At 30.4% G+C, this 13,288-nt stretch carries 11 protein-coding genes and 2 pseudogenes; 7 read left to right on the plus strand and 6 right to left on the minus strand.

From position 1 onward, the window contains the following. Nucleotides 1–172: 172 nt before the first annotated feature. Nucleotides 173–690 (plus strand): annotated as a pseudogene (gene rsmG / locus CQA53_RS07015) (16S rRNA (guanine(527)-N(7))-methyltransferase RsmG). 141 nt (nt 691–831) lie between these two features. Here the strand turns inward: rsmG and yejB are convergent. Further along, nucleotides 832–1,884 carry a microcin C ABC transporter permease YejB gene (gene yejB / locus CQA53_RS07020; protein WP_115543307.1) on the minus strand — a complete coding sequence of 351 codons (1,053 nt, stop codon included), beginning with the start codon at nt 1,882–1,884 and terminating at the stop codon, nt 832–834. 331 nt (nt 1,885–2,215) lie between these two features. Between yejB and CQA53_RS07025 the strand changes: the two genes are divergently transcribed. Further along, nucleotides 2,216–3,430, plus strand: a complete 1,215-nt coding sequence (locus CQA53_RS07025; RefSeq protein WP_115543308.1) for a hypothetical protein — start codon at nt 2,216–2,218, stop codon at nt 3,428–3,430. 191 nt (nt 3,431–3,621) lie between these two features. Here the strand turns inward: CQA53_RS07025 and CQA53_RS12175 are convergent, their stop codons facing one another. Continuing rightward, a complete protein-coding gene (locus tag CQA53_RS12175) occupies nt 3,622–3,840 on the minus strand; it encodes a hypothetical protein (RefSeq protein ID WP_147290007.1) in 219 nt (72 codons plus the stop codon). Between the two features lie 31 nt (nt 3,841–3,871). On the opposite strand from CQA53_RS12175, the gene CQA53_RS12345 reads away from it, so the two are divergent. The 3 genes from CQA53_RS12345 to CQA53_RS07035 all read left to right on the plus strand — a co-directional run bounded on the left by CQA53_RS12345 (nt 3,872) and on the right by CQA53_RS07035 (nt 6,309). Beyond that, nucleotides 3,872–4,045 (plus strand): hypothetical protein, encoded by a 174-nt coding sequence (locus CQA53_RS12345; RefSeq protein ID WP_181882388.1) that lies wholly within the window; start codon nt 3,872–3,874, stop codon nt 4,043–4,045. Between the two features lie 511 nt (nt 4,046–4,556). Beyond that, entirely contained in the window at nt 4,557–4,994 is a 438-nt protein-coding gene (locus CQA53_RS07030) for a DUF302 domain-containing protein (RefSeq protein WP_115543309.1), read from the plus strand. Between the two features lie 418 nt (nt 4,995–5,412). Further along, entirely contained in the window at nt 5,413–6,309 is an 897-nt protein-coding gene (locus tag CQA53_RS07035; RefSeq protein WP_115543310.1) for a hypothetical protein, read from the plus strand. A gap of 158 nt (nt 6,310–6,467) precedes the next feature. Here CQA53_RS07035 and CQA53_RS07040 read toward each other — a convergent pair whose 3' ends face one another. The 3 genes and pseudogenes from CQA53_RS07040 to smpB form a co-directional block, all read right to left on the minus strand. Then, entirely contained in the window at nt 6,468–6,845 is a 378-nt protein-coding gene (locus CQA53_RS07040; protein WP_115543311.1) for an ExbD/TolR family protein, read from the minus strand. Nucleotides 6,846–7,170: 325 nt separating this feature from the next. After that, nucleotides 7,171–7,605: pseudogene (gene exbB, locus CQA53_RS13310) on the minus strand (TonB-system energizer ExbB); the annotation flags it as partial. After that, complete coding sequence (smpB, locus tag CQA53_RS07050) at nt 7,605–8,078, minus strand: SsrA-binding protein SmpB (protein WP_115543313.1); 474 nt, start codon at nt 8,076–8,078, stop codon at nt 7,605–7,607. The pseudogene exbB and the gene smpB, both read right to left, overlap by 1 nt. Before the next feature lie 599 nt (nt 8,079–8,677). Here smpB and CQA53_RS07055 point away from each other — a divergent pair. Further along, a complete protein-coding gene (locus tag CQA53_RS07055; protein WP_245945761.1) occupies nt 8,678–10,207 on the plus strand; it encodes an SLC13 family permease in 1,530 nt (509 codons plus the stop codon). Nucleotides 10,208–10,288: 81 nt separating this feature from the next. Here CQA53_RS07055 and CQA53_RS07060 read toward each other — a convergent pair whose 3' ends face one another. Continuing rightward, nucleotides 10,289–10,732 (minus strand): hypothetical protein, encoded by a 444-nt coding sequence (locus CQA53_RS07060; protein ID WP_115543314.1) that lies wholly within the window; start codon nt 10,730–10,732, stop codon nt 10,289–10,291. A gap of 257 nt (nt 10,733–10,989) precedes the next feature. On the opposite strand from CQA53_RS07060, the gene CQA53_RS07065 reads away from it, so the two are divergent. Next, on the plus strand, nt 10,990–12,942 hold the full coding sequence (locus tag CQA53_RS07065) for an acetate--CoA ligase family protein (RefSeq protein WP_115543315.1): 1,953 nt from the start codon (nt 10,990–10,992) through the stop codon (nt 12,940–12,942). Nucleotides 12,943–13,288: the final 346 nt, after the last annotated feature.

Genomic DNA, 13,288 nt, shown 5'->3' on the forward strand with positions numbered 1-13,288 from the left:
TTACTTACCTCCATCTTTTTAGCTGAAAAGATGGATTTTCTCCATGATACCCTTTTTAATTCTCTTGAATAATTTTTATCATAATTCATATTTTTAAGGATATTATTTGCAAATAATGCAATTTGATACTCAAGCATATATACAACAGAAAGGTATTCTAAAATCTCTAGAAATGTTTGTTGACCTCTTATTACATTGGGGGAAAGTTCATAACCTTAGTGGTGCAAAAGAAAAAGATTCTATTTGGAAACAAATCAAAGATAGTCTCTTGCCAATAAGCTTTTTACAAGATTTTCGCACTTGTATTGATATTGGTAGTGGGGCTGGTTTCCCGCTCTTATTTTAGCACTATGCTATCCAGAAAAGCATTTTTATTTACTTGAACCAAAAGCCAAAAAAGTAGCTTTTTTAGAAAGTGTGCGCCTTGCCCTTAGAATGGATAATATTGAAATTATAAAGGGGTTTTCTTATAATATTTGCAATATTAAAGCAGATTTAATTACTTCACGAGCAGTTTGTGAGAGTTTAGTTTTAATACAAGGAAGCAAACATTTGCTCTTAAATGGCGGTTATTACCTCTTTTTTAAAGGTGCAAACACATATACAGAATCTACATTGCTAAAAAATTTCCAATGTCAAACTTTTTCTTTTCCGCAACGTACCTTTATTTACGCAAGAGATAAGAGCTGAAATTCTGATTTGTCTCATATATTACTAAAATATATGGAATTAGATTTTGATAATATTTTTAAGAGTGAAATCTTAGATTTCGTTCTTTATAAAACTATTCTTGAAAATTAAAAATTCATTATAAAAACTATGATATTTTTATTATATTGCTTTATCAAAATTAATACGTGGATCAATGACCATATACAACATATCACTAATGATTCCAGCGATTAAACCAATTAATGTAAAAATAAATAGTGTCCCAAAAACGATAGGATAATCTCTTGTAATAATGCTATTATAGCCAAGCAACCCTAATCCATCAAGGCTAAAAATAATTTCTATTAAAAGATTTGCACCAAAAAACATGCCCACAAAAGTAATTGGAAAAAGTGAAACAATTAGTAGCATCGCATTGCGAAATATATGTCCATATAAGATTCTTATGTTACTTGCACCCTTACTTCTTGCTAATAGCACATAGGATTTTCCCATTTCATCGAGAAACGAGTTTTTAACAAGTAAAGTAAGACTTGCAAAGCCCCCAGCACAAATGCAAGTGATTGGCAGGACTAAATGCCAAAGATAATCTTTAACTCTATCAAATGTTGTAAGTGAATCAAAGTTATCACTTACTAATCCTTTTAATGGAAAAATATCAAAAAAATTCCCCCCAGTAAATAATATAATGAGTAAAATTGCGAGTAAAAAAGAGGGGATAGAATATAAAAAAGTGATAAGAAGACTCGTAAAAGAATCAAATTTTTCTCCATTCCAACAAGCTTTTATAATCCCCAGAGGAATGCTTACAAAATAAATAATCAATGTGCTAAAAATACCAAGTGAAATAGAAACACTAAGCTTTTCTTGAATAATATCAATCACACGTTCTTGTCGATAGAAACTTTCACCAAAATCGAATTGAATATAATGTTTCAACATAAGAAAAAATCTTTCTCCAATAGGTTTATCAAATCCATACATTTTTTTTAGTTGTTCAAGTAGCTCAGAATCTAATCCTTTTGCACCTTGATATGCCCCAAGATGAATACTCCCAACATTGCTTTCACCATGAATGGAATTTGCAATCTTCGCACTCATTTGCTCCACAGGACCGCCTGGTGCTAGTTGAATAATGAAGAAATTAATCGTAATAATACCAAGCAAAGTTGGAATCATCAACAAAAATCGTTTGCAAAAATATGCGAACATAATGCCCTCTATGTATATGAATACAGAATCCTTAATTGCAGTATTTTATCGGAACTTTTCTATTTTATTCTTAAAATAGAAACAATTAAGGTAGTTTCTCCCTAAATTCAATGATACAATATTGCAATTTTAAACATAAGTAGTAAATTTTAAGAGATTGAAGCTATTGTGTAATTTTTATTAAAAAAAAGTCAAATTACCTCTGAAAAAAGTTATTTTTTTGTTATTTTTGTCAAAAATATGAGGAAAAATGCTAAATTTTATCATGAATTAAGTTGAATTTGAATACAATATAGAACTATTCTTTAAATTCTGCTAAAAAAGGAAAAATATGTTGAATATTACAAATATGATGTACATTTCATATAAGAAATTAGAATCTATAATATATTCCAAGCAAATCAATGATTCTATAGTGTATAAAGATAGGAACATAAAACAACATAAAACAACGCGATTGATACCATTGTTTAAAACTTTTTTGTTGGGTGGCATTCTTACGACATGTGTGTATGGACAAGGCAAAGCTGATGATTATATGCGTGCATCTCTTGAAAATCTTTTTGACAATACGAGTGCATTTGAATGCGATGGAAATAATCGTTCTGCAATCTGCACTACACCACGATATGATACCAATGTAATAGGATTTAGTCTTAAAGATTTTCGTTATACTGTTGATTATCTTGATACAAGAGTAATTGAACGTGTAAGTGGTAGTTTGGAAACAACTGGATTTGAGAGTGAAAAAAGTCAGTTTTTACCAAAAGCATTTGAATGTTCAGATTTTACACAAGTAAATGATGAAAAAAAGCAAGTCAATGAACAATTGCTTTGCACAATCACAAGTGATTATTATAGTGTATGGTTTCGCGTGAAAGCAAAATCCACTTCACCTCTTTTGCAAACCAATAATATTATGGATTTTATGCAACAAACTACGGCATTTTTGAATAAAATTTCAAAACGTCTCTCAAATATAGATGATAAAGATAAATTTCAAGATGAAGTGAATAAAATTTCAAAAACTCTTAGCAAGATTGATACAAATATTTATAGCATAGAAGCCATCATCACAAAACCAGAACTACCACAAAAAATCTATGAATATCTCTTTGCTGATATGTTAGATAATGAGCAATACATGTCTGAAATGCGTTCAGAACGTTATAATCAGCTTTCAAGAACACTTTATAATTCAGGTGTTGGATATATATATGGACATGCAATGGGATATGTTTGGGGGAATGATAAAATTGATGAAAGAACTAAAGAAAGCCTAAATCGTTTGCTTACAGCATTTAGAGATTCCGCAATGCTTGATTCCAATGTAAGAAAAGTTTATATCAAACTTACTAACCGCACAAAGCTTGGCTTTAACCTTGGCAATGCTTTCAATAGAGCTATGCAGAAAGTCCAGTCTTTACATAATTCTAGAATCAAGAAAGAATATGCTGGGAGGAGTATTAATGTATTCGATGGGGATTTTCTTAATCGTTACAGAATTGAATCGGGCGTGATGAGGGCAAAAAATAATATTCGTTAAGCCTCTCATTACATTATGAAGTAATATTTTGTAATTATAACAACATAATAATGCTACTAAAGTAATCTCAAATTTGCAGAAACAAGATTATCATGAAAGTCGTATCTTGATAATCTTAAGCTACTTTTATATTGTTTAGTCTAAATATCCATTGACCCACAATTGCTTTAATAATACATTATCTTATAGTATCAAACTCTCATTTCACATTGCGGTACGGCACATTCTTCTCGCAATGAAGCAATAATACAATTCAATAATGAAAACATAGTTGATGGGGATAGGGTAATTTGGTCAGGAAGAGAAAACCATGGAAGTGGTTCGGATACCTTAACAATTGAAAAATATAAAAATGGAAAGAAAATTTCTGTTGTATCTGTTGTAATAAAAGATTCTGGATTTTCCCTCACTTGCGTAATGCTTGATTATAATGGAATGAACATGATGTCCAAAATATCAGAAAAATATAAACACTATCATCTCAACAACATAGACAACTTCTCATCTAGATTTATTATACACTATGGTAATGAGGACCAAATCACTTTGCCCTCTGAAGTATCTGGCTATACAAGCGGAGAATTTGATAGTGCAGAGCAAAAAACAGGCAAATGAATAGTAAAAAGTTGCCAACAAGATTCTGATAAAATTGATGAATATAAAGGACTAGAGAGCTTTATACAAAAAATAGAATCCCACTATAAAAAAGCAAACTTCATGGCACACAAAAGGAATGGAAAAATAATAAATTGATAAAAGAGGAGCATTATGAAAATGATGTATTACATGGCACATTACAAAGAATGGGATATGAAAGGTAATCTCATCAAAGCAGAAATCTATGAGAATGGCAATCGAGTGCAGATTATACGATAACCTAGAATCACATAAAAAGATACTTGTGTATATTTTACACTTATGTCGAAAGAGGATGAATTAAAATGTTATCATCGTAAAAAATGCTTAGAATAGGTCAGAATGTGAAAATATTGAGAGTTATATAATGCTGGTTTTCTTAATTTTAGCTTCCACAAAACTATTTTTCACATTCTATTATCAAGAGATTGAGTCATATTTAAGAAATTGTATTATAATCCTAAGAGTTACCAAAATTTAAGGAGATTGTATGAAAATAGCAAAAGTTTTTATGTTAGGTGTTTTGTTATTAGGTGTAAATATGAATGCAGGTAAACTAAAAAGTAAGTATGATTTTGAGACGACACTAGGGAATGTCAAAAGCGAGATTGAGAAACTACAAATTAACATTTTTGCAGAATATAAGCATTCTGATAATGCAGAGAAAGCGGGTGTAAAGCTCAATCCAACAAGTGTAATAGTCTTTGGGAATCCAAAAGTTGGCACAACGCTTATGCAAGAAAATCAAAAAATTGCTATTGAGTTGCCATTGCGAATGAATATTTATCAAAATGATAAGAATGAAGTATTTGTAAATTTTATCGAGTTGGGTGAAATCGCAAAAAAATATAAGATTAAAAATACGCAAACTATTACAAAAATGTCTAATATGCTTGAATCTATTGCCAAAAAAGCAAGCGGGAATTAAGCGAAAATTCGAGAATCTAATTTAAGATTCTCAAAATTCCTTGCTTTAGGGTTATTGTATTGAACACAATAAGAGGGTGAATATCAAAATTTCACTTTACCAAGATTAGAATATCCTTTGAATACAATACAAAAGTCAATCAAGAGGGTTTCTACTTAAAAAATCAAATTAATAAGAGAAATACCATACAGAGTATCTAGTTGCCTGATTTTACATGTCAATTATCTCATTCTTAGATTTTTTCAATTCATTTATATTTTATTCTTTAGAATCTTATGTTTGATATTATACATTCACATTATTTTCTTCTTATAGATTTCCTCTTTATTTCTTTAAACTCTCTTATGTATAGAATCTTGTTGTTTATTTAACATTTAATACTACAATTATTTTATAACATCTATAATAAAGATAGGATATGTATGATATTGTTTTAATTAGTGTTGATTCTCCTATAATGCTTGGAATCTATAAGCACTCTCAAATAAATCAAGATTCTGAACTTTTATTTTCTCTTGCAATAGAGGGGCAAACGAGTCATATTTTACCTCTCTTAATGAGCATGATATTCTCCAGAGATACCCCGATGCAACATATATGTGAAAATCTTGGAATCTTGCAAAATAAAAACCTCAATGGTAAAATATTGGAAAATATAGCACTTAAATGCAAATTGAAGGAATATGCGATGTCGTATGATCTCCTTAAAAGTTCTGGTAATTTTTCTTTGCAATACATGGATTTTATTCTTCAAAATAAAAATACTGATAAAACACAATTATTTACACCTATGATTTTATTACCACAACAAGATTCTGAAGGACATCAAAAACAATATGTAACAGCAGACATTCTTGAATCTTTATCGCTTTCTTTTATTCAAATTCTCCATTTATTAAGCTACTTTCATGAAATCAGCGGAATTTATTATGCTCGGGGTGTTGGTAGTCTTAGTGCGATAAAACTCACGCATATATTTTTACAAACTTTATATATCGTAAAAAAAATCCCTCTTTATGCGATAAATAGCTTCTATTTTAGTAATTATAATGAAATTAAAGCATTTGGAAATCTATCATTTTTTTATGAGAATTCACATAATGACAGATATATAAAAAATCTGGAAAATAAATTGACAAATTATCATTATGAAGTCAAGGAGCAGAAAACAGATAGTCTAGATTCTCACTTGTATAATTGCATATCGTTAAAAAGAAGTTCTGGACGTGATTTACAGTTGTTGTTGCCAATGACACTGAACAAGTCTGATTTTAAAGAATCTTGCACACCGCTTTATATTACACCCCCACTTTAAATTTATATAGCAACATGTGTATAAGTTTAAAGTAAATTTATTTTTGTGTGATATTAAGATTCTAGAAGCTTTTTTTGTAAAATATTTGCGTAAAATTTTATGCCACAATTTTATAAAGTTATTGTAAGCGAACAGAAGAGTGCGAGAGATTTGCCAACCTAATCTTGCTCCACTTCGGTAAACGCCTTTGTTAAACCAAAATATTGTAAAGCAGCCATAATATCAACAAATTGTTGCACATTAGCATCTTTATCTGCTTTGATAATAATATTTGTATCGCTATCAACACTACGCAAATATCCATAAAGTTCAGCTTTCTCGACAGGACGAGAATCAACATAGACTTTTCCATCTTTATCAAGGGCGATATTGATTTGTTTAGAATCTATGATTGTTTGCATTTCTTCATCAACTTGGGGGATTTGTATTGGGAGCTGTGAGGATACGCTAAATGAAGCAGAAACAAGTACAATAACGAGTAAAACAAGCATAATATCAATAAATGGAACAAGATTCAAAGAGTCAATTTTTTTCATGAGTGGCCCCTTGATTTTTATGCTCACTTTTATATTGTGCAATGAGATCTTTGATTTGAGAATCAAGTTCCTTTGGAAGATTGTTTATCTCTAAAGAATCGTGTATATCATCTTGATTATAAGAGTTTGCAGTATTGTTTTGAGAATTGAGACTTGATGAATCTTGTTTATTTTCTTTATGTATCATTTTTGGCATTTTATGTATCTTTGACCCTAAATCTGCATAATCTTGAAATTGATAGGGCATATCACGATTATCTTTTGTGAGTTGATTAATTGTTGTATCCTCTCTAGAATCTAATCGTGGATTTTGTTTATTTTTTATTATCGGAGTGTTAAATATATCCCAATTTGTAAGGATAACTTCAGCTTTACGCAATAAAAGGTTATAAAAAACAATGCTTGGTATTGCCACAATAAGACCAAGAGCTGTTGCCCGCAATGCCATTGCCAATCCAGCCATAATACTCTTTGTATCAAGAATGGTATGCACCCCAATACTTGCAAAAGTTAGCATAATTCCAATAACAGTCCCCAAAAGCCCAACATAAGGAGCGTTCGATCCGATTGTTGCAACAAGTGTAAGCCGTTTATGCAAGTCTAACTCTAGTTCACGTCTATCTTCATAATCATCAAGTCGAATGATGGAGTAAAACCATAATCTCTCAATACCAATAGCGATTACTAATAAACTAAGAAAGATAAGAAAACCAAAGATTCCATAATCAAAATAACTTGCATAAGTTGCAATTTTTTCCATTATTTATTACTCCTTTTAGGATATTCATAGTTTTTCATACTTGCTTGTGCTTCTCTCGCTAGTTCTTTGCGTTTAATAGTTTCCCTCTTATCATATTCTTTTTTTCCTTTTGCAAGTGCAATGATTATTTTTGCATAACCCTTTTTATTAAAGTAGATTTGTAATGGAATAATCGAAAGCCCTTTTTGACTTACTTGCCCAAATAGTTTATCAATTTGCTTTCTATGGAGTAATAACTTACGCACTCGTTTTTCGTCAGGCTTAAAATAAGGATTGGTTGTGTGGTGGTAAGTGAGATGCACACCAAATACAAATGCCTCATTATTGATAATACGCACAAAACTGTCCTTAAGGTTTGCGCGTCCATTGCGTAAGGATTTTACTTCGCTTCCCGCAAGCACTAAACCTGCCTCTATTTGTTCAATAATAAAATAATCGTGCAATGCTTTTTTATTGCGAATAATAATACTCATAGCTTCTCCAAAGTCTATTCATTTTATTCTTTACGCAGATTAATTTTTTTGATAATATCAAGATATATATGTTAATACTAATAAAGATTATGAAAAATAGAATAGAATAACATTTCATTTCGCTAACTACATATTTACATGTTTTTTCTATCTAAGATTCTATAATAAAATAATAAATAAGAAAATAAAAATAATATTCTAGCTTAACTTAAAGAAAAAGTGTATGATTATTTTTTGCTAATATAATTTTCGTGTCATAACAAAATTATTTAAAATATTTTAGAAAAGGGAATAGCGAGATTTTGTGTAAAAATTTTTATTGCTTCATTTATTTTTTATAGAACTAAAATTTTCCAATGCTTTCAATTATAAAAATATAAATATTTGTAAATTACCCTAAAATAATATTATGTTTAGAATCAAAAATCTTTGTTGTGATGATTAATTTTTTATTGGGTTAGTTCATTAAATATTGCATTGTTATTACATTTCTTATAAATTTTAAATTTTTTTTTAGTTATAATTCAATCTTTATATCTTTAGAATATAAATCATTTTATTTTTTAAAGATTATTAAGAACTATGAAATAGGGGAAAATATGGAAAATCAGATAACAAATGAGCATAGCAACGTTCCAAATGAGACTTCCCAACAACCTCAAAAATCTATGGAATCTTTTCATGCTAAACATACAGACAATTTAGAACAAGATTGCCAAAAAAAAGATTCTGTAAATCAATCAACAATAATGCAACAAGATAGTAAAGTTTTAAAGACTGTGCTTGGGATTGGATTGGCGGTTGTTTTGGGTTTTATAGCTTTGCTTTTAGCACGATTCTATCTCAATGCATCTCTCAAGGTTTCAGCATTGCTTGGTATCATAGCACTTTTGGTTACGCTTTGGACGAATAAGGCTCTCCCTATGGGGGTTGTGTCGCTTTTACCAATTATTCTATTTCCATGTTTCGGAATCTTAGACACAAAAAGTGCCACTTCAAATTATGCTAATCCAATTATTTATTTATTCTTGGGTGGTTTTATGATTGCTACTGCAACTGAAAAAATTGGTTTACATCGTGTCATCGCAAAATTTTTTCTCGATAAGTTTCCTAAAAATGTAAAAGGAGTAATTTCTGCACTTGGTATTGCATCTGTTGTGTTGGGTACAGCATTATCAAATTCGACGGTTGCTCTTTTGCTTTTGCCTGTGGCAATGTCTATTACGAAAGATAAAGTTCTGCAAACGCGTTTTCTTCTAGCGGTTGCATTTGGAGCAAGTATAAGCGGAATTACAACACCTATTGGTAGCCCTCCAAATCTTATTTATTTAGGATTCTTAGAAACAAAAGGCTTGTCTGGAATAAGTTTTACAACATGGATTTTTATGATGGCTCCACTTACGCTACTCATGCTCTTTACGATGATTAAAATTCTCTCTTATGGATTAAAAGGACATGAATTAAATCTAAGTGAGTTTGATTCTATAAAAATTACACATGAACAAAAAAGACTTTTATTTTTTATTATTGCTCTGCTTGTTATTTTATTAATAAACTCGCCAATACGACCACTTTATAATGGTTTAGGTTGGAATGAAAATATTATTTTACTTGCTTTTGGATTATTGATGTTTATTCCTAAAATTGGTTTTTTGGATTGGAGCGATTCAAAATCCATTCCGTATGAGATTATTTTCTTATTTGGTGCCGGATTTTGTATTGCAATGGCATTTTCACAAGCAGAATTAGGCGGTGCTTTTACTAAATTTTTTGCAATGTTTCAGGATACCCCTTTTGCTATTGTAATTCTTCTTGCGTGTTGTTTTGCAATTATAGCAACTGGTTTTCTCTCAACAACTGCACTTATTGCCATTCTTTTACCAGTTATTGATGTTGCAACACAATCATTTTTAGGAGATCATCAAAGAATTTTACTTATGCTTGTCATAACAATTTGTGCGAGTTTTTCATTCATGATTCCAATTAGCACACCACCAAATGCTATTGTTTTTGCACAAGGGGGGATAAAAGTTTGGGATATGGTTCGTTTCGGTTTTTTACTTAGTGTTGTCGGAATTGTTTGTATAACATTATTCTCATCGTGGTATTGGTGGAGTTTCTTAGATTAGTTTTTACTGTATAATGTAAAATAAGAAAAATTTTTATAGAAAGGAATTTAATTAAATTCCCTTTATTTACCAATAACATAATTAAGAAGCCATTAAAACACCGGCATGAACATAATTAATATTATAAAGTTTATTCACAAGTTGATTGATTAAACCCCTCATCTCCATACTTAAGTTTTCATTGCGCAAAATCTGATTAAATGAATCAAAATTAATATCTTCACTTGTTCTGGCAACATAGCTTGCTGCAATTAAATCCTGATTATTTAATATGTCTTGACCGCGTAAGGCATTTGCCATCTCCATAAATGTATTTGCATCACGAAAAGCACCCTGCAAAGAATCTCCCAAACTCTCGATTTTTTGTAGATATTCTGATTTAACAAAAATATCTTGGGGAAGATAGTTATCACTCTCATAGGTGGGAATATACCGGTTTCTTGAACCATGTTCTATATCTATACCTTGCTGATTATGCACACTATCAGTATATCTTTTTTGTAAAATATTTTGTGAAACTTGCATTTTAAATCCTTTTCAAATCAAAGTTTAACTATCCTTAAAGCAAAAAAGATTCCATAATCAAGAAATAGGAAATCTTAATATCATATAAAAAAAGATTTCTAAAATATTTTACTTGCCATCAATAATTCTAAAATATTTTCTTTTTGTAGAAGTAAGAAACAAGGTAAATTAGAAAATGTATAAAAATACATTTATATATTCTGATTTTTGACTTTTAAGTTATAATTAGTTTAAATCTATAATATCAGGAGCTAAACATGTCAAATGAAACATTAAATGAAAGTGAACTTTATCAATTCTTGGGTAAATATGGAATCAAAACCCCAGAATCTATTAGTGTTGGTCTAAACGACTCAATTAATTTCAATAAATTTCCTGCAGTAATCAAAATACAATCTCCTAAAGTTGTGCATAAAAGTGATGTTGGAGGTGTTGTTTTACATCTCAATAATAATGAAGAACTAGAAAAAGCACGTCAAACTATTATTGAGAATCTTAAAAAGCATAATATTTCTCTAGATTCTAACGATGGTTTTATTATTACCCAGATGGTTTTTGGTGAAGAGCTTTATATTGGTAGTGTGGAAGATTCGACTTTTGGAAATGTGATTTTATTTGGTAAAGGCGGGATATATCTTGAGCTTTATAAAGATGTGTGTTATATAGAATCAAATGCTTGTGAAGATGAAATTAAACGTGCAATTGATATTACAAAAATTGGTAAACTTTTTCACGGTTTCAGAGGAGGTAACTATCAGCTCAAATGGGTTATAGATCTTGTAAAAAGTGTCCAAAAACTTCTTAAAGAAAATAGTATTAAAGAACTTGATATAAATCCCCTTAAACTTACAAGTGATGGTTTAATTGCAGTTGATGCAAGAATTATGAAGGGTAAAAGTAGTTATAAAGAAGATCGACGTGATAAACCTCGCCCGGACTTTTTACACAATGAGCGTGTAGTAATTATTGGTGCTAGCACAGAACCACAAAAAACAGGTTATACTATTGCTAAAAATGCACAGAGTTTCAAGGGTGAATTGCTCTATGTGAATGCAAAAGGTGGTGAATTATTTGGTAGAAAACTCTATAAAAGTGTGAATGAGATTGATGGGAATATTGATACCGCTGTGATTGTAGTTGGAGCACAATTTGTTATTCCCACTATTAAAGATTTGGTTAAAAAAGATTTAAAGAATCTTATTATTATCACTGCAGGTTTTAAAGAAAGTGGTCATGATGCAGAGGAAGAAGAGATAGGCAGATTAGCAAAAGAATATAATTTTAATGTTATAGGTCCAAATTGTTTGGGATTCTATGAGATTTCTAAAAAGCTCAATATCACTTTTGGAACAGGTGTAGTACATGAAGGAACACATGCCTTTATCTCTCAAAGCGGTGCAGTTCTAGCTTCTCTTATGGATAGAGCTGCAGAACTTAATCTTGGTTTTTCACACCTTGTGAGTGTTGGAAATGCTGTTGATTTACGAACAGCAGAACTCTTACCAATGCTTAATGAAGCAAAAGAATGCAAAAGTATCGCCCTTTACTTAGAGGGTGTTGCACGTGGAAAGACATTGTGTGAAAATATTAGAAAATGCAAAAAACCAATTTACCTTTTTAAGGCTGCGAAATCAGAGGCTGCGAAAAAGGCTGCTTTTTCACACACAGGTAATTTAAGTGGAAACTATGCTATGTTTAATGGAATTATGCAAAGTCTTGGTGTTAATGTCGTTGAAACACTTGATTCTCTTATTTTTGCTTCATTGTTCAGAAATGTGCAAAGTATTGCTGTTATTACAAATGCTGGAGGTCCAGGCGCTGTGCTAACCGATGCCATAGCGAATGCAAATAAGAATCTTTACGAACTTACAGAATCGCAAATCAAAGAGTTAGATTCTGTATTGCCGCCGATGTGGTCGCATAATAACCCTATTGATGTTATTGGCGATGCTCTTCCCGATAGATATGAGAATGCATTGAAAATTGTAGATAAATTTGAGAATCTTGATTTGATTTATATACTTATTACACCACAAGATATGACAGATGCCTTAGGCACAGTAAAGATTCTAAAGAAACATAGCTTTGCACATAAAGTCGTGCCAATCATACTTGGTGGCTCAAATGTAAAAGATGCACGAGAATATTGTTTACAAAATGATATTTTATTCTTTACAAGTATTGCTCAGGCATGTGAGTTCTTACACTAGAGATTGATTATATGTTGAGTTCTATGTAGCAAGAATAGAGAATGATTTACTTTTTTATTTATCTTGAAGCATAGAAAAAGGGAACTGAATCATCAAATCAAATATTGCATATTCTTCAATAATCTCGTTTTTAATGTATAAAAAATGTAAAGATACATATCTTTACATAATACAATATCCATAAAACTATCTAAAATATAATTATTTTAATACTTACAATAGGTAATATAGCAGTAGATTTCTTAAAAGTATTAAGCTCTAATCAACATTGATACCTTGGAAGGCATAAAGAATACTTTTCTCTTTCATAATTGTAAGTTGAAGCAGAAATACAGGTTGTTGTAAC

The sequence above is a fragment of the Helicobacter didelphidarum genome, assembly GCF_003364195.1.
Classification (GTDB): Bacteria; Campylobacterota; Campylobacteria; order Campylobacterales; family Helicobacteraceae; genus Helicobacter_A; species Helicobacter_A didelphidarum.